The organism is Streptococcus sanguinis (assembly GCF_020729765.1).
Classification (GTDB): Bacteria; Bacillota; Bacilli; order Lactobacillales; family Streptococcaceae; genus Streptococcus; species Streptococcus sanguinis_Q.
The window spans coordinates 107,585-133,279 of sequence record NZ_JAJEPD010000017.1 but is presented as its reverse complement, the minus strand read 5'-3'; the positions used below and the strand labels follow the sequence as shown (position 1 = coordinate 133,279).

Here is a 25,695-nt window from a genome sequence, read left to right as displayed (position 1 = left end):
GATATTTCCCTTTCCAAAGCCGCTAAGAAGCGTAAAACCCTCTAAGCAAAAGAAGACCAGCTGCATCAGAGCAGTTGGTCTTCTTGTTTGTATCATAAAAAGGGGATACATCATACTTACAGAAAATACTTGACACTCTTTTCTATATGTGGTATGATTATATAGATTTTGGACTTGAAGGGAGTGAAAAAAACAGAAAAATGAGTTATAATAAACAAAACCAATGTGTAGAGAGGCTAAAGTATGGGAAAAAATCAGAGACAGGACGAAATAGTTAAGCTGGTGGATCGAGCTGGGACAGTGACGGTTGCTGAGATTGTAGAGAGTATGAAGGTCTCAGATATGACGGTTCGGCGGGATTTGATCGAGCTGGAAAGTAAAGGGCTGCTGACTCGTGTTCACGGTGGGGCTAAAAGTAATCAGCACCTCAAGTACAGAGAAATCCCTCATGAAGAGAAACTTTATCAGAATATCGAGGCCAAGCGGACTGTTGCCAAAAAGGCTGTGGAGCTGATTGAAGATGGCGATACTATTTTTCTTGGGCCGGGGACTTCTGTGGAAGTGCTGGCAGAGGAAATCACCAATCAGCATCTGCGCGTGATTACAAATTGTCTGCCGATTTTTCACGACCTTTTAAAAAAGAAGTCGGATACCTTCAAAGTCTTTCTCCTTGGTGGGGAGATGCGGGAAGCGACTCAAGCCTTTGTCGGCGAGATGACCAATGCCATCATGGATAAGATGTACTTTACTAAGATGTTTTTCAGTGGCAATGGTATCAAAAACGGGCAGATTATGACCTCTTCTTTTGAAGAGGCCTATACTCAGAAGCTAGCTTTGGAGCGCTCGACAGAGACATATCTACTGATTGATTCTTCTAAGATTGGCAAGGAAGATTTTACCTCTATCTGTCCTTTGTCGGAGATTACAGCTGTTATCACAGACCAGATGTCTGAAAATGCTCAAGAAGAACTGGAAGTTTATACCAAGATTATTTCTTAGTTTATTTTAAATGGATGAAAAAATTATCAGAAAGCTCTTTTTAGGGCTTTTTTGTTTATTTTAATCATCTTCAAAAATATTTTGATTAAAACAAACAAAAACCTGTTGACAAATAACTTTTAAAGGAGTATAGTATGCTTATAGGAAACAGAAAGTGTTTTTTATAAACAATATTCTGTGCAAAAAAATCAAACAAAGGAGAATGCTCATGGCAATTATTATTGGAGCAGATGCTGCTGGAAGCAAGCTGAAAGATGTGGTCAAGGATTTTCTCGTCGGAGAAAACTTTGAAGTGGTGGATGTGACGAAAGAAGGTCAAGATTTTGTTGATGTGACCCTTGCAGTTGCGGCTGAGGTGAATAAACAAGAGGAGAATCTTGGTATTGTCATTGACGCTTATGGAGCTGGTCCATTCATGGTAGCGACCAAAATCAAAGGCATGGTTGCGGCAGAAGTCTCAGATGAACGCTCTGCCTACATGACTCGTGGTCATAACAACTCTCGCATGATTACAATGGGAGCTGAAATCGTTGGTGAAGGGCTGGCTAAGAACATTGCCAAAGGCTTTGTCAATGGTAAATACGACGGCGGCCGCCACCAAATCCGGGTCGACATGCTCAACAAAATGTGCTAAAAAAAGGAGAAATCAAATGAAAATTGCAATTGGATGTGACCATATCGTTACCAATGAAAAAATGGCAGTCTCAGATTTTCTAAAATCAAAAGGCTATGAAGTTCTTGATTTTGGTACTTATGACCATACACGTACTCACTACCCAATCTTTGGTAAAAAAGTAGGGGAGGCAGTCGTTAGTGGACAAGCTAATCTTGGTGTTTGTATCTGTGGTACAGGTGTCGGTATCAACAACGCTGTAAATAAAGTTCCTGGTGTTCGTTCAGCTTTGGTACGTGATATGACTTCAGCTCTCTATGCTAAGGAAGAACTCAACGCGAATGTTATTGGTTTTGGTGGAAAAATTACTGGTGAGCTCCTCATGTGTGATATCATTGAAGCTTTCATCCATGCGGAGTACAAGCCAACTGAAGAAAATAAAAAATTGATCGCAAAAATTGAGCACGTTGAGACTCACAATGCTCATCAGGCAGATGATAATTTCTTTACAGAATTTCTTGAAAAATGGGATCGTGGAGAGTACCACGACTAGTGAGGTAGCCAGATGATTCTTACAGTGACCATGAATCCTTCTATCGATATTTCCTATCCTTTAGAAGAATTGAAAATTGATACTGTTAATCGTGTTTCGGAAGTCAGTAAAACAGCAGGCGGCAAGGGCCTTAACGTAACCAGGGTCTTGGCGGAAATTGGAGACAATGTCGCTGCGACGGGGCTGATTGGTGGGACTAATGGTGAATTTCTCTTGCGGAATCTTCATCAAGCTGTACGGCCATTATTTTATAATATTTCGGGACATACGAGGAATTGCATTGCTATCTTACACGAAGGCAAGCAAACAGAAATCCTGGAAGCTGGTCCGACTATTACAGCGGATGAGGCAAATGGTTTTTTACATCATTTTAAATCATTAATGGAATCAGCTGAGGTAGTTAGTATCTCGGGAAGTCTACCAAATGGTTTACCTGTTAAATATTATATTCAATTGGTTGAAATTGCTAATCAAGCTGGCAATAAGGTGGTGCTGGATTGCTCTGGGGCAGCTCTGGAAGCTGTGCTTAAATCAGATGTCAAACCAACTGCCATCAAGCCTAATAATGAGGAACTTTCTCAGTTGTTGGGTCGCGAGGTTTCCAAAGATTTGGATGAATTAAAAGCTGTCCTTTCAGAACCGCTATTTGAAGGAATCGAGTGGATCATCGTATCACTCGGTGCAGATGGCGCTTTTGCCAAACACTGGGACACTTTCTATAAAGTAGATATCCCTAAAATCCAAGTGGTTAATCCAGTTGGATCCGGCGACTCAACTGTTGCAGGGATTTCTTCGGCTCTGAGTCTTCGCTTAGATGATGCTTCCTTATTGAAGAAAGCAAATGTTCTGGGCATGCTCAATGCCCAAGAAAAAATGACTGGTCATGTCAATGTTTACAATTATGATAATTTATATAATCAAATTACAGTAAAAGAGGTATAAAGAATGGTATTAACAGAACAAAAACGCAAGTACATGGAAAAACTTTCTGATGAGAATGGCATCATTTCTGCCTTGGCATTTGACCAACGCGGTGCTTTGAAACGCCTCATGGCTCAACACCAGGAAGCAGAACCAACAGTAGCTCAAATGGAAGAACTGAAAGTTTTGGTTGCAGAAGAACTGACTCCTTACGCTTCGTCTATGCTGCTGGATCCTGAGTATGGCCTGCCTGCTACTAAAGCTCTGGACAAAAATGCTGGCCTGTTATTGGCCTATGAAAAGACAGGCTACGATACTTCTAGCACCAAGCGCTTGCCTGACTGTCTGGATGTTTGGTCTGCAAAACGCATCAAAGAACAAGGTGCGGATGCAGTGAAATTCCTCCTTTACTATGATGTAGACAGCTCTGAAGAACTCAACCAGCAAAAGCAGGCTTATATCGAGCGTGTAGGTTCAGAGTGTGTGGCAGAAGATATTCCTTTCTTCCTTGAAATCTTGGCTTACGATGAAAAGATTGCGGATGCTTCCAGCGCTGAGTACGCTAAAGTGAAACCTCACAAGGTTATCGGAGCTATGAAGGTCTTCTCAGATCCACGTTTCAACATTGATGTCTTGAAAGTGGAAGTTCCAGTCAACGTTAAATACGTTGAAGGCTTTGGCGATGGTGAAGTGGTGCATACTAAAGAACAAGCTGCAGCCTTCTTCAAGGAACAGGATGAGGCAACGAACCTGCCATACATCTACTTGAGTGCGGGTGTATCAGCGAAACTCTTCCAAGAAACACTTGTGTTCGCTCATGAGTCAGGTGCTAACTTCAACGGCGTTCTTTGTGGACGTGCGACTTGGGCTGGCAGTGTCAAAGACTATATTGAGCAAGGCGAAGAAGCAGCTCGCAAGTGGCTTCGTACAACAGGATTTGAAAATATTGATGAGCTCAACAAGGTTCTTCAAAAAACAGCTACCTCTTGGAAAGAAAGAGTCTAAAATTTGTTAAAAAATAAATAAAGTAAGGGTTTACATTCTGCGACTGATATGCTATAATGAAATCAGAAATTGAATAGGGTGAGCGTTACTAAGTTGGATTAGGCGTGACCGCAAATAAATTGAGGGAAGATCTAGCCTCGGTTTGTTTGTGGTCTTTTTGTTTTGCCAGAACCCTAGAAAATGAAGAGGAGGAGATATGTATCGAATCATACATCCTATGAACAACAATGTTGCTCTAGCCAAACATGAAAATRGTGAAGAGGTTGTTCTGATTGGCAGTGGYATAGCCTTTAATAAAAAGAAGGGTGATATCGTTCTTGAAAGTAAGATTGAGAAAATCTTTCGCCTAAGAACGGAAGAGTCTAAAGAAAACTTTGTGGCCTTGCTCAAAGATGTTCCACTAGACTTTATCACAGTAACCTATGATGTGATTGACACCCTTTCTAAGAAGTATGATTACCCTGTCCAGGACTATATCTATGTCACACTTACGGATCACATCTACTGTTCTTATCAGGCTGTGCAGCAGGGGCGGTACAAGGAGAGTGACCTGCCAGATGCTTCGGACAAATACCCGGTCCCTTATCAGATTGCTCAGGAAGCAGTAGCGATATACCGTGAGCGGTTGTTGGATCATTTCCCGAGCGACGAGGTCAATCGCATTGCCTATCACTTTATCAATGCTGAAGGGGAGACCAATCCCGAGGGGCAAAGTCACTTGGGCAAGCGAAAAGATATTCTGGCTGCAGTTGAAGCAGAGCTGAAGAAAAATGGCATTAAAAGAAGTGCAGAAAACAGCAACTTTTATGACCGTTTTATGATTCACCTGAACTACTTTTTAGACTATCTGGACAGAAGCCGTGATGACAATGTTTCCCTGCTGGAAATGGAAAGTCAGATTCAAATGACCTACCCTCAAGCCTATCAGGTCGGAAGTGATATTTACCAAATCATTGCCCAGAAGACGGGAATTGATCTTTACCGCAGCGAACGGGTCTACCTGGTGCTGCATATTCAACGTCTTTTATAAATAGAAAACAATAATAACATTTTACATAAGAATAAAAGGAGGAACTCTCATGAATAGAGAAGAAGTAACATTGCTCGGTTTTGAAATTGTGGCCTACGCTGGTGACGCTCGATCCAAGCTCCTGGAAGCTTTGAAAGCCGCAGAGGCTGGGGATTTTGCCAAGGCAGATGCCTTGGTAGAAGAAGCAAATGGCTGCATCGCTGAAGCACACCATGCTCAGACCAGTCTTTTGACAAAAGAAGCGGCTGGTGAGGACTTGGCTTACAGTGTGACCATGATGCACGGTCAAGATCACTTAATGACTACTATTTTGCTAAAAGACATGATGCACCATTTGATTGAATTATATAAAAGAGGAGTAAAATAATGAACAAACTCATCGGACTTATTGAGAAAGGGAAGCCTTTCTTTGAGAAGATTTCTCGGAATATCTATCTCCGTGCCATTCGGGATGGCTTTATCGCTGGTATGCCAGTCATCCTCTTCTCATCTATCTTTATCTTGATTGCCTATGTGCCAAATGCTTGGGGCTTCCACTGGTCTAAGGATATTGAAACTTTCCTAATGACTCCTTATAGCTATTCAATGGGGATTCTGGCTTTCTTTGTGGGTGGGACCACTGCAAAGGCTTTGACAGACTCTGTCAACCGCGACCTGCCTGCGACAAACCAGATTAACTTCTTGTCTACTATGCTGGCTTCTATGGTCGGCTTCCTCCTCATGGCAGCTGAGCCTGCCAAGGAAGGCGGCTTCCTAACTGCCTTCATGGGAACGAAAGGCCTTTTGACAGCATTCATCGCAGCCTTTGTTACAGTTAATGTCTATAAGGTTTGTGTAAAAAATAATGTCACCATTCGCATGCCAGAAGAAGTTCCACCAAATATTTCCCAAGTATTTAAAGACTTGATTCCATTTACTGTATCAGTTGTTCTGCTCTACGGTTTGGAACTGCTTGTTAAAGCAAGTCTGGGAGTAACCGTTGCAGAATCCATCGGAACGCTTCTTGCTCCACTCTTCTCAGCAGCAGATGGCTATCTGGGAATCACTCTTATCTTTGGTGCTTACGCTTTCTTCTGGTTCGTGGGAATTCACGGTCCGTCTATCGTTGAGCCTGCCATTGCTGCCATTACTTATGCCAATATCGATGCCAACTTGGCTCTAGTTCAAGCTGGTCAGCATGCGGATAAGGTCATCACTTCTGGTACTCAAATGTTCATCGTTACCATGGGTGGTACTGGTGCGACCTTGATTGTTCCATTCCTCTTCATGTGGATCTGTAAGTCCGAGCGTAACCGTGCAATTGGTCGGGCATCTGTTGTTCCAACTTTCTTCGGTGTCAATGAGCCAATTCTCTTTGGTGCTCCAATCGTACTGAATCCGATTTTCTTCATTCCATTTATCTTTGCACCTATCGTAAACGTATGGATTTTCAAATTCTTTGTTGATACTTTGAACATGAACTCCTTCTCAGCCAACCTTCCTTGGGTGACACCTGGACCTCTGGGAATTGTGCTGGGTACCAACTTCCAGCTTCTGTCCTTTGTTCTTGCAGCCCTTCTTGTTGTAGTGGATGTGATTATTTACTATCCATTTGTCAAGGTTTATGACGAACAAATACTAGAAGAAGAACGTTCCGGCAAAGCTAACGATGCTCTCAAAGAAAAAGTAGTAGCTAACTTTAACACTGCTAAAGCAGATGCTATCCTTGAAAAAGCAGGTGTGGATGAAGAAGCTCCAGCGCAAAACAATATTAGCGAAGAAACCAATGTTCTGGTGCTCTGTGCAGGTGGTGGTACTAGCGGATTGCTGGCCAACGCTTTGAATAAAGCAGCAGCTGAATACAATGTTCCTGTCAAAGCAGCAGCTGGTGGCTACGGTGCTCACCGTGAAATGCTGCCTGAGTTTGACCTGGTTATCCTTGCTCCTCAAGTTGCCTCCAACTTTGAAGACATGAAGGCGGAAACTGATAAATTGGGTATCAAACTGGCTAAGACAGAAGGTGCCCAATACATCAAACTAACCCGTGATGGTAAAGGAGCACTTGCCTTTGTTCAGGAGCAATTCAACAACTAATTTGTTAGTTCATTTGAGGTGAAGCAAAGTTCAATTCCCCTGTTATTCACCTATTTACTTACTTGTTTCACCTCAAAGGCTATTGAAAGGAAAATAAGATGACAAAAAGCTTACCTAAAGATTTTATTTTCGGTGGTGCAACAGCAGCCTATCAAGCTGAGGGAGCAACCCACACAGATGGAAAAGGACCTGTTGCCTGGGATAAGTACCTAGAGGATAACTACTGGTACACGGCAGAACCTGCCAGTGACTTTTACCATAAATACCCAGTGGATCTGAAATTGGCTGAGGAGTATGGCGTCAATGGTATTCGGATCTCCATTGCTTGGTCACGGATTTTTCCGACAGGCTATGGCGAGGTCAATCCAAAAGGTGTGGAATTTTACCATAATCTTTTCGCAGAATGTCACAAGCGTCATGTAGAACCTTTTGTGACCCTTCACCACTTTGATACACCAGAGGCTCTTCATTCAAATGGCGATTTCCTCAATCGGGAAAATATTGAGCACTTTGTAGACTATGCGGCTTTCTGTTTTGAAGAATTTCCAGAAGTTCGCTATTGGACGACTTTCAATGAAATTGGTCCTATTGGTGATGGTCAGTACTTAGTCGGAAAATTCCCGCCGGGTATCCAGTATGACTTGGCCAAGGTTTTCCAATCCCATCACAATATGATGGTCTCACATGCCCGTGCTGTTAAGCTCTATAAGGACAAGGGTTACAAGGGTGAAATCGGTGTCGTTCATGCACTTCCGACAAAATATCCTTATGATCTAGAAAATCCAGCAGATGTCAGAGCAGCAGAGTTGGAAGATATTATCCATAACAAGTTTATCCTAGATGCGACTTATCTGGGGCACTATTCAGATGTAACTCTGGCAGGAGTAAATCATATCCTTAAGATCAATGGTGGTCAGCTGGATCTACGAGATGAAGACTTTGCGGCTTTAGAAGCAGCTAAAGATCTTAATGACTTCCTTGGCATCAACTACTATATGAGTGACTGGATGCGCGACTTTGACGGTGAAACAGAAATTATCCATAACGGTAAAGGCGAAAAGGGAAGCTCCAAGTACCAGATTAAGGGTGTAGGGCGCAGAGAATCTCCAACTCATATTCCGAAAACTGATTGGGATTGGATTATCTATCCGCAAGGCCTCTATGATCAGATCATGCGGATTAAGAAGGATTATCCCAACTACAAGAAGATTTATATCACAGAAAATGGTCTGGGTTATAAGGATGAATTTGTGGACAATACGGTTTACGACGATGCTCGTATTGACTACGTCAAGCAGCATTTGGAAGTTTTATCTGATGCGATTGCGGATGGGGCTAATGTCAAGGGCTACTTTATCTGGTCTCTGATGGATGTCTTTTCTTGGTCTAACGGTTATGAAAAACGCTACGGCTTATTCTACGTAGATTTCGAAACGCAGGAACGCTATCCAAAGAAATCCGCTCACTGGTATAAGAAACTAGCCGAAACACAAATGATTGAATAGAAAAGCAAAACAAAACTCCCATCCTTAGCTAAATAAAATCGGCTAGGACGGGAGTTTTTTTATTCTTCATCATCTGTAAATTCTAAGATGTCTCCGGGCTGGCAATCAAGAGCCTGACAGATGGCATTGAGGGTGCTAAAGCGGATAGCCTTAGCCTTGCCCGTTTTGAGAATGGAAAGGTTGGCGTTTGTGATACCAATGATATCAGCCAGTTCACCCAGTTTCATCTTTTTCTTGGCCAGCTGGACATCAAGATTAACGATAATCATGATAGCAGCCTCCTAGATGGTAAATTCATTCTCTTCAGCTATATCAATCCCCTTTTCCAGAATTTTCATCATCAGCCAAATAATCAGAGCGCCCAAGAGAGGTGTAAAGCTCATACTGGCGTTAAAAGAGAAGGGGAGGGCGATGGGATTGCCTGATGCAGCAACCTTAAAGGAAAGAAAGGTCAGAGCCAGAAATACTTTCCATGCCTTATCAGCTAGTTGCGTGTTTGATGAATCAAAAATCTTTCCACCAATCAAATTTTTGATGAAATTACGAGCAAGATAGATGAGATAAATAGTCAAAGAAGCTGTGAGAAGATTTATAACAAAAGCTAGAATACTCCACAAATTTGAAAAATCAACTGAGGGCAGAAATTGAACATTGAGCTTTATTCCAAACCTGTCGGAAAGACCGGTGTAAGAAATCACACTTAGGATAGTAAGAAACACCAGAATAGCAGCATAACCCACTATGATAAGATTCAGTAGAGTAACGATATCTTTGAGCAAAGAGTTATTTTTTAATTCAATCTTTTTCATGATGCTTACCTCTATCGAAAATCAGCCGGCAGTAGATTTTCTTTTCCTTTTATTTTTATTATAATCCTTTTTTTATTGTATTTCAAGAAAAATATATCGAAAAACGATAAAAACAAAAATAAATTTCCTTCTATCATAAAAGTAATTCCTTATTTTTTATGCTATACTGTTTTCAAATTAATTCAAGGAGGAAAAAATGGGAATTTTTGATTTCTTTAAAAAACAGTCGGAAAATCAGGAAGTTGAGGAAGTTGTCTATGAAGAGTACGAAGAAGTAGTAGAGCATGTCGATCCGGTAGAAGATTATGTGGAAGCTCCGGGATGGGAAGCCATCTCAACAGAATTTGCTCGGATATATAATAATCAAGAGCCGGTAGACCATATTGAGGCCATTGTAAAATGGCGTTTTGGCGGGCCGGATCCGCTGGATGGTGTAGATGTCTATGATGCAGGTGACTCTTGGCATTTGGTTAGTTATGGCTTATCTGAGCTGTATGAAAAGCTCAGTGAAGATCCAAACTATAGTGGCTATGGTTTTGAATTTACCATGCGACTGAAAAAAGGAAACTACCAAGCTAATGATGAGTTTATCAATATCGTCACGATTTTTCAGGAGTTGGCGCGCCGGACCTTTGAGACTGGAGAGGTTTATCAGCCTTTTGAGTACATTTATACTGGACAGCTTCTTGGCTTTGACCGTGAACAGGAGTCTGCTTTAACAGGTTTTATCACGGTTCCGGATGTAGAAGCCCAGCCTTTGGAGACAGTCCATGGCTGGGTAGATTTTATTGAGTTGGTTGGTGTGACAGATGCAGAATTACAGCAAATCCTCAATGAAGAAGAGACTGCCCAAGACCTCTACGCTCGCTTGGGCAGCGACCTAACAGACTATGGTCGGCAGTCGCTTGTTGGATGACGAGTTTTCATCAACTTTTGACAGCTCATTAGTTTTATTCTATAATGAAATTACTTATTATTTAAGGAGATAAAAATGAAAAAGATTTTTTCAGCCAGCGTGGCTCTTTTAGCAGCAGTTACCTTAGCAGCATGTTCAAATAATCATTCATCCGTTACTTCTAAATCTTCAGAAAGCAAGGCTGCTTCTAGCTCAGTTAAAAAGTCTTCAAAATCAAGCAGTAAAGAAAGTAACTCAAGCAGCTCAAGCACTTCGTCAAGTGCCAATTTAGAAACACCTGACTTTGTTTTGGTTACAGACGAAGAAATCGCTAACGCAACAACAATTGGTGATTTGAAAACCGTCTASAATAAGCTTGCGGATAATTACATCAAATATAGTGGAGAAATTAAAGAAAAACTCTCCGAGTCTGAAAGAGCAGATTTTGACAAAGAAGCGGAAGAAGGTTTGAAAGCTTTTGAGGAATCAAAACAGACTCTTAGTGATCAATTATCTCAGTATGGTTCAGATGATTTAGAAGTTCCAGCAGAAGTACGGGATCCGTTCCTGCAGAACTTAAAAGAGAAACGTGATAAACTGGTAAGTGTTTTGAAAATGTCTTATATTTTTGTTTCAAACATGCCTAAAAAACAGTAACATCAGCTATTGAAATTGTTCCTGATTCCTTGGAGAAGATTTTTCCGAATTAGGTAGACTTCCGAAGCTGTATCATGGTTCATTTCAATTTATTACTAGACAATAAAACATCAGGGGCAACCTTATCGTTGCTCCTGATGTTTTATACTCTTTATTTAAATTTAAAGCCTTCATAGACCAGCTCTGCTTTAGGATTGGTCTTTTTAAATTCGTTGGCTAGCTTCTCCATCATCTTGACAGGTCCGCACATGAAGACGGTGGTTTGGTTGTCCAGAGGATAATTCTTGAAGTCCAAATAGCCGGAGACCTTGCTATCTACCAAATGAAGGTCAAACTGCGGATTCTTGGCTGCGTAGTCTTTGAGTAGGTCTAGGTAAACAGCGTTTTCTGCTCCGGTATAAGCATAGTAGAAGCTGACTGGACGATTCAGATTAGGATTTTCTCGGATATAGGAGATGAAGGGCGTAATGCCAATCCCACCAGCAATCCAGATTTGTTTTTCCTGTCCTTGGTCAAGAATCATGTGACCATAAGCTCGGTCAATGGTGACCTTGGTTCCTTCTTGAATGTTGTTATAAAGTTTCTTAGTGTGGTCACCAGAGTTCTTGATGGTAAAGTAGATGATATTGTCATGACCGCCAGAGATAGAGAAAGGATGTGGCGCTTTTTCAAATCCCTCTTGGAAAATCTTGACAAAGGCAAACTGCCCATACTGGTAGTCTAGCTTTTGACTAAGCTGGATCTTCAACTCCACGGTATCGTGGTTCAGGCGTTTGACCTGAATGATTTTTCCCAGATGGCTAAAGGCCAAACTTTGATAGAGGAAGATGATATAAAAGCCAGAAGCTAAACCGATGATAGCGTAGAATCCGACTACGAAGCCTAGCAAGGTCGGTGTCAGGAGTCGACCGCCCATCAGCATATAGGCGTGGAAGAGACCAAAGATATAGGCCAGATAGACAAAGCGGTGAATCCAGCGCCAAGCCTCATACTTGATGTGCTTGCCAAGATAGGCCACCAGAACAATACTGACAAAGAGATAGATGCCGACATTTCCAAGCTGGGCTGCTAGATGAGAGCCCCAGAGACTGCCACCCATGGCAACATTGTGGAGAGCAAGCAGGACGACGGAAAAGATAGCTGTAAACTTATGATAGGCGTACATCTTTTCGATGCCATGGAACCATTTTTCCAATAGGGAGTTCCGAGTCGCAAGTAAAAAAGTTAGCGAGAGGGTAGTCAAGGCTAGACCAGGTACGATAAAGTTGGTCATCCCAGCTGAAGCCCAAGCATAGATAGTCAGGATTATGCTGACGGCGATAAGGGGGATTCCTTTGATAGATTTCATGATGGTATCCTTTCTGTTTTTATCACTACTTAGTTGTAAATGTTTTTGTTACATTTTAACAAAGAAAAAACAAGCTGTCAAGATAAGAGCCTGTTTTGTTTTTGGTATGGATAGGTCAATTCTTCCGTTAGCCAAGCTATAGAAGAGATTTGTGATTTTACTCGTGAACTTCTGTAGCAGTCTCTTCCACTTTATCAGTCTCAGACTGGCCGAAAGGTAGCTGCTTGCTCCAGCGTGATAGGTTTTCTCGGATATCTTTGCCAATTTCAGAAAGATTAGGTATGCTAATGTCATCTTTCCAGCTTTGGACACGCATATTCAGTAGAAGCTTGGACAAGCGCAGCAGCATGTCACGTTCTTGGTCTGATAGAGATTGAGCATTTTTCAGGATATCGAGAACTTTGTTAAAGTTTTCAACATTGGACAGTTCGTCGACAGACTGGATACCAGCATCCAAAATCAGTCCGAAAAAGAGGTCGAAAAAGTCTTTAAGTTCTTCATCTGAAACGGTACTTACCCAATTTTTAAACGTTTTGTCAATCTGCAGGCTCTCTGCATCTAGTGTATCCAGCAATAGGAAAGAGTCTCCCTTGGTTTTCCACGAAAAGGTATCGTGCTGGGCAAAGCCGCCGATGGCACTGCTTTTAACAATCCTAGCTTCCTTAGGTGTTTCCAGCATCATGCCGACGATGGAGTTCTGAGGCAGGTAGCGTTTCATCCTTTCAACCATGGCCTGATAGCCATTACTTTCGGTGACAGAGTGATTGAGACCGGGAGAGTCATAGCTGTAGATGGCTTCAATACGGTCTTGAAGCGACGTTTCCATCTGACTGGCTGCATAGGAAGCCAGGTTTCCTCCTTTGGAATGGCCGGTTAGGATAAAGTTACCGGGCAGATTTTCTAAGGCTTTCTGCAGGTAGCGGGCGGCCATTTTCTGAGCAGGGATTTGAGCCATATAGGTCATGTGGAAGTCTTCCTTCCAGCCGACAATGGAGTCGTCTGTGCCGCGAAAGACCAGGACATAGGTATCGGGCTTGATTTTGAAAATCAAGGCAGCGAATTGCTTCTGGATATCTTGGTCAACGTCATTGACATAGCCCATCAGTTTTAGATTTTTAAAGCGGGTAGAGGCTGCGGCCAAATCTAGCAGTTTCAGACGATTTTTGCTGACCATCATGGAGAGGTCGCGCGGTACTTGATTGGCCAAATCCAGCAGCCGGCAGTCGCAGTAAGGGGACATGTCTTCATGCACTAGTTGGTCAAAAGGCAAGTAGGTTAGCTCTGTCAGGATTAGAAGATCCAGTTCATTGAAAGGTTTATCATAAATGCTGTCATGCTGAACTTCTTCAAGGTAAGTAAAAATATTGCTCATGTTATATCTCCAATTTCTACTAGTTAGTATAGCATATTTTTCAGATAGAATTTCTCTTTTCCAGAAAAATCCTACCTTAGACTGAGGATGATAAACAAGCAATCGCATTTTTTGGTATAATGTTACTAGCAAGCAATCGGGAGGGAAAGATGCACAAGATTTTACTAGTAGAAGATGATCCAGTCATTCGTCAGATGATTAAGAAAATGCTGGAACAGTGGGGCTTTCAGGTAGTGGCAGTCGAGGACTTTATGGATGTACTGACTGTCTTTGTCCGAGAGGAGCCGCATTTGGTACTGATGGATATCGGCCTGCCCTTGTTTAACGGCTATCATTGGTGTCAGGAAATCCGCAAGATTTCAACGGTGCCTATCATGTTTCTGTCTTCCCGCGATCAGTCCATGGACATTGTCATGGCTATCAATATGGGGGCAGACGACTATGTGACCAAACCTTTTGACAACAATGTCTTTCTGGCTAAGGTTCAGGGCTTGTTGCGCCGTTCCTATGAGTTTGGAAACGATCAGAGTCTCTTGGAGCACCAAGGCGTCATTCTCAATCTTAAGTCGACAGATCTGGTCTTTGATGGGAAAGTGGTGACCTTGACCAAGAATGAATTTCAGATTTTGCGGGTCCTCTTCGAACATTCGGATGGTATCGTGGCGCGTGATGATCTGATGAAGGAACTCTGGAATAGTGATTTTTTCATCGATGATAATACCCTATCGGTCAATGTGGCTCGCCTGCGTAAGAAGCTTGAAGAGCACGGACTGAAAAACTTCATCGAAACCAAAAAAGGAATAGGATACGGTCTCATCAATGGACACACAGGATAATTTTTTCTTTCTTAAGTCTTACCTTTATTCACGGCGATTTTTTCTAGCTCTTTTGATTCTGCTGCTAGGCTTTATTCTGCTATTTGCCTTTGTCTTTGATGCTTACCGCAGTCTGCTGGAATATGTCGCGCTCTTGCTGGCTTTTCTGTCTTTCTTGTTTATCGGAGCAGATGCTTGGACGGCCTATAAGTCTTATCGCAGCCAGAAGCTGCAGGCTTCTGCTCAGGCTCAGACTCCTCTAGAAAAGCTTTTGCAGGAAAGGGTGGAGGAGCTGGAGTACGAACAGAAAAATCAGCTCTTGGTTGAGCAGGAAAAATACAATGATTTGCTGGACTACTATACTCTTTGGGTTCATCAAGTCAAGACTCCTATTGCTGCCAGTTCACTCTTGATTGGAGATTTGAAGGATAAGGAAGCCAAGTCTCAGCTAGAGCAGGAGCTCTTTAAGATTGAGTCCTACGTTCATCTGGTGCTCCAGTACCTCCGTCTGGAAAGCTTCCATGACGATCTAGTGCTGAAGCAGGAAAATCTGGCTGATTTGGTCAGGGAAGTAGTCAAGAAATACGCTCTTTTCTTTATTCAGCAAGGACTCAGCCTCAATCTTCATGACCTAAACCACACGATTGTCACTGATAAAAAGTGGTTTCTAGTGATTTTGGAGCAGGTCCTGTCCAATAGTCTTAAATACACAAAAGAAGGCAGCATAGAGATTTATTTTCATGAGGATAGACTCTACATCAAAGACACGGGTCTGGGGATTCAAAATGCTGATTTGCTGCGGGTTTTTGAGCGCGGTTTCTCAGGTTACAACGGTCGTTTGACCCAGCAGTCATCAGGTTTAGGTCTTTATCTGTCCAAGAAAATTGCTGACCAGCTGGGACACAAGATTGCGATAGACTCTCAAGTGGGTCAGGGAACGACGGTTTCCATCGCCTTTCCTGAGAAGAAATTGATCTTTGAATAGGAGGAAGAAAGTTGCTAGTAGTGGTTTATGATAGTCTGACTGGTTTGGGTAAGAAGTTTGCTAAAAGTCTGGAAATGCCTAGCCAGTCAGTCTGGAAAAAGCTAGAGGAGCCCTGTATTTTAGTCAGCAGAAATAGCGGAGCAGGGCAGATTCCGTGGTCGACCAAGCGCTTCATCAGAAAGTACAGACATCTAATAAAAGGCTTTGTCATCAATGGCAATCAGAAGCGTTATCCGCGGACCTTTTGCGGGGCAACGGATAAAATAGTGGAGCAGTATGGTCTCCGCCATATTTGTAACATAGAGGGCTCTGGAACGGAAGCAGACCGACAAGCGGTCAAAGGCTTTCTAGAACAGTTGCAGACAGATGAAAGCTTTCATAAAAACCACTAGGTTTTGTCCTAGTTTTACGAATGCTCCTGCATGATTTTTTAAAGTGACAAAATTGTAAGAATAAAACTAGCAAATGAAAGGTTAGGTTATGGTACCGATCTTTCTTTTTTATTATCATAGAGGCAAGAAATAAGAAGGAGACAGAAAAATGAAATCAAAAGGTTTGAATGCTTTTCAGTTGAAGCTCTTCATGGCGTTTCTTATGGCTTTTGACCATATCAGCCAGATACCAGGGCTAGTGCCGGACGGCTGGGATGGCGTTTTGCATGCCCTAACCCGCTCTGTCGGAGCAGCATTTGCCTTCATGGCAGTGGAAGGTTTTCTCCATACTCGCAACCGCCTAGCTTACAATATGCGGCTCTTCTTTTGGGCAGCCCTGATGCAGACAGGAAACTGTATCCTGACGCTTCTCTTTCAGGAGAAGGGCATCTACCTCACTCACAATATCTTCCTGACCTTGGCCTGCGGGGTTCTCATGCTGAGTCTTTTCTTTGGCTTTTCTGACAATGGCGGAGCTGCTAAGAATAGGAAGCGTGGCTTGCGGCTGACTGCTGGAGTATTGGTCTTGCTGGCTGGGCTTCTCTTTAGCGAAGGCGGCATGGCTCTGCTTCCTTTCATGCTCTTGACCTACCTTTTTAGAAATCAAGTCTTTTTCAGAAACTTGTCCTATGTAGTTTGGGCGGGAGTTCTCTTTGCCATGAGTATTCAAATTTATCCAACCTTACAGGACACTCTGTCTATGCTGCTCTATAATTCAGACTGGCTCTTTATCAGTGTTCTTCCTCTCTTGCACTTCTATAATGGTGAGCGAGGATCCAGCAGCAAGTGGAGCAAATATTTCTTCTATATTTTTTATCCAGCTCACCTTTGGCTAATTGCCTTGATCGCCTTTTGGGTAAAATAAAGCCCATCTTATCTTACAAAAGTGTAAGATTGCACTTTAAAATGTAAGCTTAGGTTATGGCTGGACGGCTGTTATTGATATAAAATAGACTTATCAATTAGGAAGCAGTTTATAAAAACTGCTAAAAGCAGGGATCTGATAATTACCTGCTAAACAGAAAGGAAGCAAGATGACATTATTAGACGTACAGCACGTGAAAAAGATTTATAAAACTCGCTTTCAGGGTAGTCAAGTAGAGGCCTTGAAGGACATTCACTTTACGGTAGAAAAAGGTGAATATGTCGCCATCATGGGGGAGTCGGGCTCCGGGAAATCCACCCTGCTCAACATCCTAGCCATGCTGGACAAGCCGACTGAGGGGCGCGTCTTTCTCAACGGAACTGACACGGCAACCATCAAAAACAGCCAGGCTTCCAGCTTCCGCCGGGAGAAATTAGGCTTTGTCTTTCAGAATTTCAATCTGTTGGACACCCTGTCGGTCAAGGATAATATTCTCCTGCCTCTGGTCCTCTCTCGCCGTCCCATTACCGAGATGATGCAAAAGCTGGTTACGACCTGCAATGAGCTGGGGATTAACAAGCTTCAAGAGAAGTTTCCTTATGAGATTTCCGGTGGCCAGAAGCAACGGGTAGCAGTGGCTCGAGCCATTATCACAGATCCTGAGATTCTGCTGGCGGACGAGCCGACGGGAGCCTTGGATTCCAAATCTTCGGCAGCCCTATTAGATGTCTTTGATGATATTAATGCCCGCGGTCAAACCATTCTCATGGTGACCCACTCGACAGCAGCGGCTAGTCGCGCCAAGCGGGTGCTCTTTATCAAGGATGGGATTCTCTACAATCAAATCTTCCGTGGGGACAAGACCGAGCGGCAGATGTTCCAAGAGATTTCCGATACTCTGACAGTTATGGCAAGTGAGGTGGGCAATTATGTTCAAACTAACGAGTAAACTGGCTTTGTCCAATCTAGTTAAAAATCGCAGTTTGTATTATCCATTTGCTTTGGCGACGGTACTGGCAACAGCGATTTTGTATAGTTTTGTCTCACTAGCTCATAGCCCCAATATGGAGAGCTCTTATGGCGGTTCAGCAGCTCGCATGACCTTGCAGTTTGGCATCCATGTCATTCAGATTGCCGTTCTTATCCTCATTACCTATGCTAATAGCTTCGTCATGAAAAACCGCTCCCGAGAGTTGGGAGTCTATAGTCTGTTGGGCATGGAGAAAAAGCATCTGCTAGTCATGACCTTCTTTGAGCTCTGTGTCTTTTATCTAGCTACAGTTGGTCTGGGTATCTTATCTGGCCTAGCTTTAGACAAGATGCTCTACGCAGTCCTTTTGAAATTGATGGGAATGCCGGCAGTTCTTGCCTCGACCTTCCAATGGCAGAATGTCTGGATGACTCTAGTCAGTCTGGGTGTCGCTTTTGCAGTGATTTTGTTGCTCAACTCTACGCGTCTTCTACGCTATAGCTCTCTTAACCTAATGAAAGAAAAGAAAGCTGGCGAGAAGAAGGGACGCTTCCTTTTTCTGCAAACCTTGCTTGGTCTCCTGCTCATGGGTGTGGCTTATTATATGGCTTTGACCGTTACCAAACCTGTCGCTGCTATCGGCAATTTCTTTATAGCCGTGATCATGGTTATCCTAGCAACCTATCTGCTTTTTAATGCAGGTTCAATTACACTATTGAAATTTCTCAAAAAGCGCAAAGGTTACTACTATAAAACGCAGAATTTCATTTCTGTTTCCAATCTCATCTCGCGGATGCGTAAAAATGCAGCAGGATTGGCAACTATCTCCATTCTATCTACCATGCTCTTAGTGACTCTGGTCGGTACAATTAATATCTATGTTGGGGGTCAGGATTATATTACAACCTTGCATCCAAAAGATTATAATGTCAGCATCGTCTTGCCGAAATCGACTGATCAGAAGGAGGCTCTGTTGGACAAGGTTCAGCAAGTAGCTCAGGACTCAGGTCTGAAGAAGCCAAGCTATACTACCTATCTCTACCAATCAGCCTTCATTACGAAACTAGCTGGTAATGATGTGACAGTTCCAATGCAAAGAGAGCTGGAGTCGGATACAAGTATCTTGACTAAGTCTGCTGGCACGATTACGGTCATCAATCGTCAGGATTATGAAAAAATGACAGGGGAAAAGATAGATTTGGCAGACAATGAAACTCTTGTCTATGGAAAAAATATTTCCTTAAATAAGGACAAGCCTCTCCGAGTGAATGGTAAGGACTGGAAGATTAAGCAGCTTTTATCGTCGAATTTCACTCATGGGGAAATCCCTAATCCAAATGATGTGGCCATGGAGCAGGGTCTCTATATGGTGGTCAATGATAGCAAAGAGGTTAATCTCGATGTGGATCATTACTACTACATTGGAGTTGCTTCAGAGACTAAGGGCAGTAAAAAGTTTGTCGAGCAAGTCCAACTGGGGTTGAGGGACACTTTGGATCAGGAACAAGCTCAAGATGGTAGCTTCGCAATGGCTAGTGACCGTTATAGTGCAGAAAAGAGCTATCAGGAACTTACTGGAACCTTGCTCTTCATCGGTGTCTTCCTCTCCGTTATCTTCCTTCTAGGAGCTGTTCTAGTGATTTACTACAAGCAAATCTCTGAAGGTTATGAAGACCGAGATGGCTTTATCATCTTGCAAAAGGTTGGTTTAGATGAAAAGCAGACTAGAAGTACCATTCGCAAGCAGATTTTGACTGTTTTCTTCCTACCTCTCATCTTTGCTTTTCTACATGTAGCAGCGGTCTTTCACATGTTGCGCTTGATAGTTGCCCTACTGGGTGTGACCAATCTTCCTCTCTTAATCCAGACAACACTAGTAACTTGCGGAGTCTTCCTCCTGACCTATATTCTGGTCTTTCTGCTGACTTCACGAAGCTACCGCAAGATTGTCGCACGATGAGAAATTTCCCTGACCTCTGGTCGGGGATTTTTGATGTCTGTATTTTTACCTCTCATCTCCCTCATTTTACCGCTTGTCCAAAAAGCTGAGATTTTTCAGAAAAGACTTGCTATCATAGTCTCAGAAGTAAAGAAAAGGAGAAAAGATCATGTTAGTAGAAACGAAAAGTCTTAGCAAGGTTTATGGCGATAAGGTGGCAGTTAATGATCTGAATATTCAGATTGAGAGAGGCAGTTTTACAGCTATTCTAGGCCCTAATGGTGCAGGAAAATCGACAACTATTCAGATGCTGATAGGTCTCTTGAAGCCAACGTCTGGGCAGATTTGCTATGCTGAAAAGCTTAGACTGGGTATGGTTTTCCAAAACAGTGTCTTGGACGCTCGGCTGACAGTTTTGGAAAATCTGACCATCAGAGCCAAGCAGTATAAGGAGATGCCGACAGGTAGAATCGAGCGCTTGGTCTCTCAGCTAGGTTTATCAGCCTTTGCCAAGCAGCCTTATGGGACACTTTCTGGCGGCCAAAAGCGTCGGGTGGACATTGCTCGAGCCCTGCTCAACAGTCCCGACCTGCTTTTTCTAGATGAGCCTACGACAGGCCTGGACATTCAGACTCGGGAGAGTATCTGGAGCCTACTCAAACAAATTCAGAAAGAAGAGCAGATGACCATTGTCTTGACAACCCACTATCTCAATGAAGCTGATGATGCGGATAAGATCTATATCGTAGATCATGGTCAGGTCATTGCCCAAGGCTCCGCAGACCAGATTAAGGGAAACTATGCCCGTAATGTCTTACGGATTTTGAGTCAAGACTCAGTAGGTTTAGAGAAAAGTTTGCCCAGAGGCTGCGCTTGGGAGCAAGTCAAGGAAGGGGAATTTATCCTCCACCCTAAAACGACTCAAGAAGCTCTGACCTTATTGGCTCAGGCTGGTCCCTATATTGAACAATTTGAATTCCAACTCGGAACCATGGACGATGCTTTTATGGCACTGACAGGAAGAGAGGTACGCTAATATGCTCGCTTTGATTAAACGCAATTTTTTACTTTATTTTCGCAACCGCAGTGGGGTAATTTTGTCCCTCTTCGGAGCCATTATTCCCTTTGTGCTTTATATCGTTTTTTTGAAAAGTAATTCTGGAGGCTATTCCAGCCAGCTGATGGACTTGTGGTTGATTGGTGGCGTGTTGGCAGTTACAGCATTAACAACCACATTGGCAGCTTTCTCTCGGCAGGTCGAAGACCGGGAGCGGAAGGTGACAGATGACCTCTTTATCACAGACTTGGGACCATGGGGCTTGCAGCTTAGTTATCTTATCAGCTCTGTTATTATCGGATTTTTGATGCAGGTCATTATGTTTGCCTTTATGCTCAGCTATTTTATGCAGGCGGATAAAATTTCCTTTGAATGGGGAAATCTTTCTTACCTGGTTCTTCTGATGCTCTTAAATAGCCTCTTGGCCACACTGATAAATGCTCTGATTGTTCAACGCTTCAAATCAGTGGATAGTCTGGGGAAATTAGCGACAGTAGTCGGAGCGACCTCTGGTTTTCTAGTGGGAACCTATATCCCTATTGGAAACTTGCCGAACATGGCACAAAACCTGATGAAGCTTACCCCTTCTAACTACATGGCATCTCTTTTCAGACAGCTTCTCATGAAGGAAAGTCTAGCAGATACTTTTGCCAATAACAGCCAGTCACGAGCAGCTTTTGAAAAAACAATGGGAATTCGCATTGAATGGCAGGAGCTCTTGACAAGGACAGAAACTTTCTATATAGTTGGAATAGTTTTAGTTGCAATAGCGCTTATTTGGATAGTGCAAAATCTGATTGTCATCCGCCGGCTGAAACTACAATAGAATGTGAATAGGGAGCTTCCTCTTGCAAGCAAAATTTGAAACAGATCCGACCATTTCTTCCAAGGATCCGCTGGTTGTGGTCAAGGCAGACCAGTTAGCGGCAGAAGCCAAGTCCATCTTAGATTATTTAGAGCAGTACAAGGCTGGGCCAAGTGGTGTCCTGCCTATCAAGTCGGACGATAAGCTTATCTTGCTGAAGACTGAAGATATTATCCTAGCAGACATCAACCAGACAACTTTGATGATTTACAGCAGAGAAGGCATTTACCAGACGACAGAGACCTTGACTCGCTTTCAGCAGCGGATTAGCAGCTCGAACTTTATCCAGGTTTCCCGGCATGCTGTCATCAATATTGACCATCTGGAGTCTTTGTCTGACAGTTTTTCTGGCAATATGACGGCCAAGCTGACCAATCAAATCAAGACCGAAGTCAGCCGTCGTTATGTCAAACTCTTGATGGAATATCTGGGAATCTAGGAGGTAAGTGATGAGTATAAAAAAATGTCTACACGCTATATTAATGGGCATCCAGACAGGGAGTGCAGTCTATCTGATTGCCCTTGCTTTCTCTATTCAAAAACATCCGCCCACAACTAGTAATATCATCAGTGTCATGGTGATGAGCGGTTTGATTGGGATTGTCAGTTCAATTTTAAAAACTCTTGAAGACCGATTCTCTTTTTTAGTCTCGATGTTACTGCGCTTTGCTGCGGTCGCAGTCCTAGTATGCTGTTTCATGGTCTATAATAACTGGGGATTTTTAATTGCCAGCTGGCATTTTTGGCTAGATTTTATTCTGATTTATCTCTTTGTATGGCTCTTTCTTTACTTGGATACAAATCTTAAGACTAAGAAGATTAACAGTGCCTTGGCCAAGCGCAGAAGGGAAAAAGAAGGCAAGTAATCTACCGAAAAACGTTCTGGCAAGCATATCATAAAAAAATGGAGCTGGGATTGTATCCTGCTCCTGTTTTTATATAAAAAACTCAAGCTGGAAAATCTAGCTTGAGTTTTATGTGCTATTACACTCCCAATCTGATATGAGGGAAGTGGTTGTAGAGATAGTCAAAGGTTGACTGGAGTTTGGTATCTGTTGTTTTACCAATGTTCTTAATAGGCATTTGGTATTTCTTTTGATTGTTTCGAACAGCAACTAAGGTTGAGTTTCTGTTTGAAGCAACGAAGCCGCGATGCATGGTGAGAATATGGTGGTAAAGATGGACGACCTGTTTGAGATCAATTGCTTTGAAACCTCGATAGTAGGTAATGAGATGGTCTTTATAAACAACAATTTTCAGCACATCATCGTGGAAAGACGCTTGCTCAAGCAGGATATTGAGATTGTCCTTGGCCTCTGGATAGGCTACATAGATTTCTTCGTAGGCAGCAATATTTTTCTTGCGGCCGATAATTCCCATAGTGACAAAGAAAACACAGAGTCCAATCAAAAACAGAATGTAGAACATGAATGCAAGATTGTCAGATTCAAATTCAGTGATAGAGATATAGGAGCTGCTTGACATTACTGTGATGACTTCGGGATTGTCTGCTAGGAGACCGCGAACGAGGCTGCCATAATTAGAGATATATCCCTGATTTTTTTTAGGGGAGTTAGCATTAACGTAGGAGCCAACGATTCGGACAGGATTTTTTTCCAGCTCGCCCTTTTTCTCTTTTTCCAAGAGCTGGGCAATCTGCTTGTCTCCTTTTTTAGCCTGCAGACCAACATATCCGTCTTGGTAGGCAACCAGCCAAACTTGAGTATTATCTTCTACTTCAATCAGGGCCTCTGGGAAAATATATGATACTTCAGCATAGACTGCTGAATCTGCTCCAGGCTCGCTATTTCGGTCATAGGCAGTCTTGGTGTTGACTTTTTGGTATTGGATAAAGCCCATCACTGCAGCAACAACTAGAAAAATAAGAGAAATTACCAGTAGGGCGATGGTACCCTGGTTTCGTCTTTCCTTGAGCATAGCTCAACCTCCAAAATATAATCTAAAAAATAATTTGATTAGCAAACTATCTTTTTTGTATAGTATAACATAAATGCTTGACAAGTGGCAATATTGTGTTAAAATATGAATGAACATAAAAATAAATTCATTCACAAAAGAGGCATGGAAATGGATAAAAAAAATGAGCTCCTGGCTGCGGCTAGAGAAGTCTTTGCAGAAAAAGGCTATAAGGCAGCTGGAATTTCTGATATTGCTAAGAGAAGTCAGATGGCTGTCGGATCCTTTTACAAGTATTATGAGTCTAAGGAAGCTATCTTCTTGGAGGTTTATGTAGCTGAAAATAGCCGTATACGTGAGGAAACCATGCGGCGCGTAGACTGGCAGGGCGAGCCCGAGGCAATCGTTGAACAGCTTTTTGCAGTTACTTTTGAGTTGATTTCGCCCAATAAAATTCTAACTGAGTGGAACAAGCCGGGTATCTCTCAGATTCTGCACGATTACTATAATCAAGATTCCGGCCGAGCGTCCAATGCCTTTCATCAGTTTCTGATTCAGACCTTCAGTCAGCGCTTGCAGGAAGAGGGCTTTTCGAAGGATAAAATAGCTGAGATTATGAAGGTTTATGACTTGATTTACTACATAGACATGCATGTCACAGAGCAGGAATTTTCAGGCTACTTCAATAGCATTGAGACTTTAGTGAAATATTTTGTTAAGGGAATTTTTTCCAAATAGAGGAAATTCCTTTTCTTAGAAGCAGATATGAATGAATTTCAAAAAATATTCATTCATAAACAAAGGAGGTGATGTCTTATGTAGTGCGAATAGGAATTGGAAGGTATTCAAGAAATGTGATTGGATAAGTATAAAGTGAATTATTTTTTAGAAGGTTTTGAATGAATGTTAGAAAATGTTCATTCAAAAACGGAAAGTGAGGAAAAGAATGAATAAGCAAGGAGGATTTGCCATGAGCGGATTGGCTATTTTGGGTATCTGTCTGGTGCTGATTGGTCTTTTGACCATTGGTTACGGCGGTGCGACAGTTGGTTTTAGTTTAAGTGTGGATTTTCAGTCATTTTTATTCGGAGGTCTCATCGTTGTCCTGATCGGAGCAGCTTTGATTCCGGGCTTGCCGGCAGTTGTTAAGCTGACGGCACTGGCTTTGACAACTTTGTCATTGCTGATGTACATTCACATGATGCCAGATTTGGAGTTCATGCTTATGCTCATCTCAGATGTCGTGGTTTTAGGCTTTGCAGCTTGGGTTGCTATCCTTTTTTTAAGAAAGTAGGTGATGAAGATGATTGTAGTTTATGATTCAAATACTGGTATTGGAAAACGATTTGCAGAATCACTGGGCTATCCGACCCAGAGCATCAAGGAGAAACTGGAAGTGCCCTGTATTCTCATTACTCGAAATGCTGGTGCTGGGAAAATTCCATGGTCTACCAAACGCTTTATCAAGAAACATCCTGGGCTGATTAAAGGTTTTGTTAACAATGGTGACTCTGTTAAACACGGCCGGACCTTCTGCGGGGCGACTGCCTTGATTATTGAAAAATATGGGCTCCAGCATATCTGCGATATTGACCAAGGCGGAACTCCAGAAGATGTTAAGACTGTGCAGGCATTTTTGGCGAAGTGCTAGTCTCATCAAGTTTTGCATAAATGGAGGACTCGTATGTCTAGGTTCAAGAACATTGGGAGCTTGTTTCTGGCTCTGACTTCTGTCTTTATCCTAACGGCCTGTGGACATACGCAGAAAGAGCCTGACACCTCAGATAAGACGGAAAGAAATTCTTCCAAACAAGAAGAAACAGATCAGAATCAGGTAGACGCAACTTCCAGTGCGTCACATAAAGATTGACCTTTTTGTCAAAATAGAAGAGCTTAATTTTTTCAATGATTTTTAGGTCATCTTTTGGCCCGTTTTCGTATCAATAGGAGAGAGAAGGCTTAGCTTCTTCTTTCTCCTTTTTATGATAAAACCCTCTGAGCATTCCTATAGTTTTTTAATAGTCAATATGGTACAATGAATTAGTATTGTCTTTCCAGTGTTTGTCAAAAA

General features: G+C 42.5%; 30 protein-coding genes. 25 read left to right on the top strand and 5 right to left on the bottom strand.

What is annotated here, in order from left to right:
* Window positions 1-243 precede the first annotated feature (243 nt).
* The 9 genes from K4H96_RS01590 (at window position 244) to lacG (ending at window position 8,699) form a co-directional block, all read left to right on the top strand.
* Entirely contained in the window at window positions 244-999 is a 756-nt protein-coding gene (locus K4H96_RS01590; RefSeq protein WP_049543145.1) for a DeoR/GlpR family DNA-binding transcription regulator, read from the top strand.
* A gap of 208 nt (window positions 1,000-1,207) precedes the next feature.
* A complete protein-coding gene (lacA, locus tag K4H96_RS01585; RefSeq protein ID WP_009659075.1) occupies window positions 1,208-1,633 on the top strand; it encodes a galactose-6-phosphate isomerase subunit LacA in 426 nt (141 codons plus the stop codon).
* A gap of 16 nt (window positions 1,634-1,649) precedes the next feature.
* Entirely contained in the window at window positions 1,650-2,165 is a 516-nt protein-coding gene (gene lacB, locus K4H96_RS01580; protein WP_002905077.1) for a galactose-6-phosphate isomerase subunit LacB, read from the top strand.
* 12 nt (window positions 2,166-2,177) lie between these two features.
* On the top strand, window positions 2,178-3,107 hold the full coding sequence (locus K4H96_RS01575) for a tagatose-6-phosphate kinase (RefSeq protein ID WP_223337172.1): 930 nt from the start codon (window positions 2,178-2,180) through the stop codon (window positions 3,105-3,107).
* 3 nt (window positions 3,108-3,110) lie between these two features.
* Entirely contained in the window at window positions 3,111-4,091 is a 981-nt protein-coding gene (gene lacD, locus K4H96_RS01570; protein ID WP_002905075.1) for a tagatose-bisphosphate aldolase, read from the top strand.
* Between the two features lie 196 nt (window positions 4,092-4,287).
* Window positions 4,288-5,121, top strand: a complete 834-nt coding sequence (locus K4H96_RS01565) for a PRD domain-containing protein (protein WP_227956325.1) — start codon at window positions 4,288-4,290, stop codon at window positions 5,119-5,121.
* A 49-nt stretch (window positions 5,122-5,170) separates the two neighbouring features.
* The gene (locus tag K4H96_RS01560) at window positions 5,171-5,488 is read left to right on the top strand and encodes a PTS lactose/cellobiose transporter subunit IIA (RefSeq protein ID WP_002894735.1); all 318 of its coding nucleotides are present in this window, start codon (window positions 5,171-5,173) and stop codon (window positions 5,486-5,488) included.
* Window positions 5,488-7,194: a lactose-specific PTS transporter subunit EIIC gene (locus K4H96_RS01555; RefSeq protein ID WP_223337168.1), complete on the top strand. Its 1,707-nt coding sequence runs from the start codon at window positions 5,488-5,490 to the stop codon at window positions 7,192-7,194. Before K4H96_RS01560 ends, K4H96_RS01555 begins: the two co-directional genes overlap by 1 nt.
* 98 nt (window positions 7,195-7,292) lie before the next feature.
* Window positions 7,293-8,699: a 6-phospho-beta-galactosidase gene (lacG, locus tag K4H96_RS01550; RefSeq protein ID WP_223337167.1), complete on the top strand. Its 1,407-nt coding sequence runs from the start codon at window positions 7,293-7,295 to the stop codon at window positions 8,697-8,699.
* 59 nt (window positions 8,700-8,758) lie between these two features.
* On the opposite strand, the gene K4H96_RS01545 is transcribed toward lacG, so the two are convergent.
* Both K4H96_RS01545 and K4H96_RS01540 read right to left on the bottom strand, forming a co-directional pair.
* Window positions 8,759-8,968: a helix-turn-helix domain-containing protein gene (locus tag K4H96_RS01545; protein WP_002894739.1), complete on the bottom strand. Its 210-nt coding sequence runs from the start codon at window positions 8,966-8,968 to the stop codon at window positions 8,759-8,761.
* A gap of 12 nt (window positions 8,969-8,980) precedes the next feature.
* Window positions 8,981-9,508: a DUF2975 domain-containing protein gene (locus K4H96_RS01540; RefSeq protein WP_223337166.1), complete on the bottom strand. Its 528-nt coding sequence runs from the start codon at window positions 9,506-9,508 to the stop codon at window positions 8,981-8,983.
* Window positions 9,509-9,704: 196 nt separating this feature from the next.
* On the opposite strand from K4H96_RS01540, the gene K4H96_RS01535 reads away from it, so the two are divergent.
* Window positions 9,705-10,424 carry a suppressor of fused domain protein gene (locus K4H96_RS01535; RefSeq protein WP_125382838.1) on the top strand — a complete coding sequence of 240 codons (720 nt, stop codon included), beginning with the start codon at window positions 9,705-9,707 and terminating at the stop codon, window positions 10,422-10,424.
* Between the two features lie 75 nt (window positions 10,425-10,499).
* On the top strand, window positions 10,500-11,060 hold the full coding sequence (locus K4H96_RS01530; protein WP_227956324.1) for a hypothetical protein: 561 nt from the start codon (window positions 10,500-10,502) through the stop codon (window positions 11,058-11,060).
* Between the two features lie 151 nt (window positions 11,061-11,211).
* On the opposite strand, the gene K4H96_RS01525 is transcribed toward K4H96_RS01530, so the two are convergent.
* Window positions 11,212-12,408 (bottom strand): ferredoxin reductase family protein, encoded by a 1,197-nt coding sequence (locus K4H96_RS01525; protein WP_223337165.1) that lies wholly within the window; start codon window positions 12,406-12,408, stop codon window positions 11,212-11,214.
* Between the two features lie 157 nt (window positions 12,409-12,565).
* Entirely contained in the window at window positions 12,566-13,888 is a 1,323-nt protein-coding gene (locus K4H96_RS01520) for a DUF2974 domain-containing protein (protein WP_223337164.1), read from the bottom strand.
* Between the two features lie 41 nt (window positions 13,889-13,929).
* Here K4H96_RS01520 and K4H96_RS01515 point away from each other — a divergent pair, with 41 nt between their 5' ends.
* The 10 genes from K4H96_RS01515 (at window position 13,930) to K4H96_RS01470 (ending at window position 22,573) form a co-directional block, all read left to right on the top strand.
* The gene (locus K4H96_RS01515; RefSeq protein ID WP_009659088.1) at window positions 13,930-14,616 is read left to right on the top strand and encodes a response regulator transcription factor; all 687 of its coding nucleotides are present in this window, start codon (window positions 13,930-13,932) and stop codon (window positions 14,614-14,616) included.
* Window positions 14,600-15,580 (top strand): sensor histidine kinase, encoded by a 981-nt coding sequence (locus tag K4H96_RS01510; protein WP_223337163.1) that lies wholly within the window; start codon window positions 14,600-14,602, stop codon window positions 15,578-15,580. Before K4H96_RS01515 ends, K4H96_RS01510 begins: the two co-directional genes overlap by 17 nt.
* Window positions 15,581-15,591: 11 nt before the next feature.
* Entirely contained in the window at window positions 15,592-15,972 is a 381-nt protein-coding gene (locus tag K4H96_RS01505) for a class Ib ribonucleoside-diphosphate reductase assembly flavoprotein NrdI (RefSeq protein WP_223337162.1), read from the top strand.
* 148 nt (window positions 15,973-16,120) lie between these two features.
* Window positions 16,121-16,876, top strand: coding sequence for a TraX family protein (locus K4H96_RS01500; RefSeq protein WP_223337160.1), 756 nt, complete (start codon window positions 16,121-16,123; stop codon window positions 16,874-16,876).
* Window positions 16,877-17,045: 169 nt separating this feature from the next.
* Window positions 17,046-17,825 (top strand): ABC transporter ATP-binding protein, encoded by a 780-nt coding sequence (locus K4H96_RS01495; protein ID WP_223337159.1) that lies wholly within the window; start codon window positions 17,046-17,048, stop codon window positions 17,823-17,825.
* On the top strand, window positions 17,806-19,806 hold the full coding sequence (locus K4H96_RS01490) for an ABC transporter permease (RefSeq protein ID WP_223337156.1): 2,001 nt from the start codon (window positions 17,806-17,808) through the stop codon (window positions 19,804-19,806). Before K4H96_RS01495 ends, K4H96_RS01490 begins: the two co-directional genes overlap by 20 nt.
* 148 nt (window positions 19,807-19,954) lie before the next feature.
* Window positions 19,955-20,821, top strand: coding sequence for an ABC transporter ATP-binding protein (locus K4H96_RS01485; RefSeq protein WP_125410478.1), 867 nt, complete (start codon window positions 19,955-19,957; stop codon window positions 20,819-20,821).
* Between the two features lies 1 nt (window position 20,822).
* Complete coding sequence (locus tag K4H96_RS01480; protein ID WP_004185916.1) at window positions 20,823-21,668, top strand: ABC transporter permease; 846 nt, start codon at window positions 20,823-20,825, stop codon at window positions 21,666-21,668.
* 22 nt (window positions 21,669-21,690) lie between these two features.
* The gene (locus K4H96_RS01475) at window positions 21,691-22,146 is read left to right on the top strand and encodes a LytTR family DNA-binding domain-containing protein (protein WP_004185919.1); all 456 of its coding nucleotides are present in this window, start codon (window positions 21,691-21,693) and stop codon (window positions 22,144-22,146) included.
* A gap of 10 nt (window positions 22,147-22,156) precedes the next feature.
* On the top strand, window positions 22,157-22,573 hold the full coding sequence (locus K4H96_RS01470; protein WP_004185921.1) for a DUF3021 domain-containing protein: 417 nt from the start codon (window positions 22,157-22,159) through the stop codon (window positions 22,571-22,573).
* 118 nt (window positions 22,574-22,691) lie between these two features.
* Here the strand turns inward: K4H96_RS01470 and K4H96_RS01465 are convergent, their stop codons facing one another.
* Entirely contained in the window at window positions 22,692-23,645 is a 954-nt protein-coding gene (locus K4H96_RS01465; protein WP_223337154.1) for a hypothetical protein, read from the bottom strand.
* Window positions 23,646-23,750: 105 nt separating this feature from the next.
* Here K4H96_RS01465 and K4H96_RS01460 point away from each other — a divergent pair, with 105 nt between their 5' ends.
* From K4H96_RS01460 to K4H96_RS01445, 4 genes are all read left to right on the top strand, one after another.
* Window positions 23,751-24,362 carry a TetR/AcrR family transcriptional regulator gene (locus K4H96_RS01460; protein WP_223337153.1) on the top strand — a complete coding sequence of 204 codons (612 nt, stop codon included), beginning with the start codon at window positions 23,751-23,753 and terminating at the stop codon, window positions 24,360-24,362.
* A 208-nt stretch (window positions 24,363-24,570) separates the two neighbouring features.
* Entirely contained in the window at window positions 24,571-24,918 is a 348-nt protein-coding gene (locus tag K4H96_RS01455; RefSeq protein WP_223337152.1) for a hypothetical protein, read from the top strand.
* On the top strand, window positions 24,919-25,275 hold the full coding sequence (locus tag K4H96_RS01450) for a class Ib ribonucleoside-diphosphate reductase assembly flavoprotein NrdI (RefSeq protein WP_223337151.1): 357 nt from the start codon (window positions 24,919-24,921) through the stop codon (window positions 25,273-25,275). It begins immediately after the preceding gene.
* Between the two features lie 33 nt (window positions 25,276-25,308).
* Window positions 25,309-25,494, top strand: coding sequence for a hypothetical protein (locus tag K4H96_RS01445; protein ID WP_002918572.1), 186 nt, complete (start codon window positions 25,309-25,311; stop codon window positions 25,492-25,494).
* The last annotated feature ends 201 nt before the right edge of the window (window positions 25,495-25,695 follow it).

Coding starts and splice junctions, on each gene's coding strand:
- K4H96_RS01480 (WP_004185916.1), top strand. CDS start 20,823: ATGCTCGCTTTGATTAAACGCAATTTTTTACTTTATTTTCGCAACCGC.
- K4H96_RS01445 (WP_002918572.1), top strand. CDS start 25,309: ATGTCTAGGTTCAAGAACATTGGGAGCTTGTTTCTGGCTCTGACTTCT.
- K4H96_RS01455 (WP_223337152.1), top strand. CDS start 24,571: ATGAATAAGCAAGGAGGATTTGCCATGAGCGGATTGGCTATTTTGGGT.
- K4H96_RS01460 (WP_223337153.1), top strand. CDS start 23,751: ATGAATGAACATAAAAATAAATTCATTCACAAAAGAGGCATGGAAATG.
- lacB (WP_002905077.1), top strand. CDS start 1,650: ATGAAAATTGCAATTGGATGTGACCATATCGTTACCAATGAAAAAATG.
- K4H96_RS01470 (WP_004185921.1), top strand. CDS start 22,157: ATGAGTATAAAAAAATGTCTACACGCTATATTAATGGGCATCCAGACA.
- K4H96_RS01465 (WP_223337154.1), bottom strand. CDS start 23,645: ATGCTCAAGGAAAGACGAAACCAGGGTACCATCGCCCTACTGGTAATT.
- K4H96_RS01510 (WP_223337163.1), top strand. CDS start 14,600: ATGGACACACAGGATAATTTTTTCTTTCTTAAGTCTTACCTTTATTCA.
- K4H96_RS01490 (WP_223337156.1), top strand. CDS start 17,806: ATGTTCAAACTAACGAGTAAACTGGCTTTGTCCAATCTAGTTAAAAAT.
- lacD (WP_002905075.1), top strand. CDS start 3,111: ATGGTATTAACAGAACAAAAACGCAAGTACATGGAAAAACTTTCTGAT.
- K4H96_RS01545 (WP_002894739.1), bottom strand. CDS start 8,968: ATGATTATCGTTAATCTTGATGTCCAGCTGGCCAAGAAAAAGATGAAA.
- K4H96_RS01540 (WP_223337166.1), bottom strand. CDS start 9,508: ATGAAAAAGATTGAATTAAAAAATAACTCTTTGCTCAAAGATATCGTT.
- K4H96_RS01500 (WP_223337160.1), top strand. CDS start 16,121: ATGAAATCAAAAGGTTTGAATGCTTTTCAGTTGAAGCTCTTCATGGCG.
- K4H96_RS01560 (WP_002894735.1), top strand. CDS start 5,171: ATGAATAGAGAAGAAGTAACATTGCTCGGTTTTGAAATTGTGGCCTAC.
- lacG (WP_223337167.1), top strand. CDS start 7,293: ATGACAAAAAGCTTACCTAAAGATTTTATTTTCGGTGGTGCAACAGCA.
- K4H96_RS01590 (WP_049543145.1), top strand. CDS start 244: ATGGGAAAAAATCAGAGACAGGACGAAATAGTTAAGCTGGTGGATCGA.
- K4H96_RS01575 (WP_223337172.1), top strand. CDS start 2,178: ATGATTCTTACAGTGACCATGAATCCTTCTATCGATATTTCCTATCCT.
- K4H96_RS01485 (WP_125410478.1), top strand. CDS start 19,955: ATGTTAGTAGAAACGAAAAGTCTTAGCAAGGTTTATGGCGATAAGGTG.
- lacA (WP_009659075.1), top strand. CDS start 1,208: ATGGCAATTATTATTGGAGCAGATGCTGCTGGAAGCAAGCTGAAAGAT.
- K4H96_RS01525 (WP_223337165.1), bottom strand. CDS start 12,408: ATGAAATCTATCAAAGGAATCCCCCTTATCGCCGTCAGCATAATCCTG.
- K4H96_RS01520 (WP_223337164.1), bottom strand. CDS start 13,888: ATGCGATTGCTTGTTTATCATCCTCAGTCTAAGGTAGGATTTTTCTGG.
- K4H96_RS01555 (WP_223337168.1), top strand. CDS start 5,488: ATGAACAAACTCATCGGACTTATTGAGAAAGGGAAGCCTTTCTTTGAG.
- K4H96_RS01535 (WP_125382838.1), top strand. CDS start 9,705: ATGGGAATTTTTGATTTCTTTAAAAAACAGTCGGAAAATCAGGAAGTT.
- K4H96_RS01495 (WP_223337159.1), top strand. CDS start 17,046: ATGACATTATTAGACGTACAGCACGTGAAAAAGATTTATAAAACTCGC.
- K4H96_RS01515 (WP_009659088.1), top strand. CDS start 13,930: ATGCACAAGATTTTACTAGTAGAAGATGATCCAGTCATTCGTCAGATG.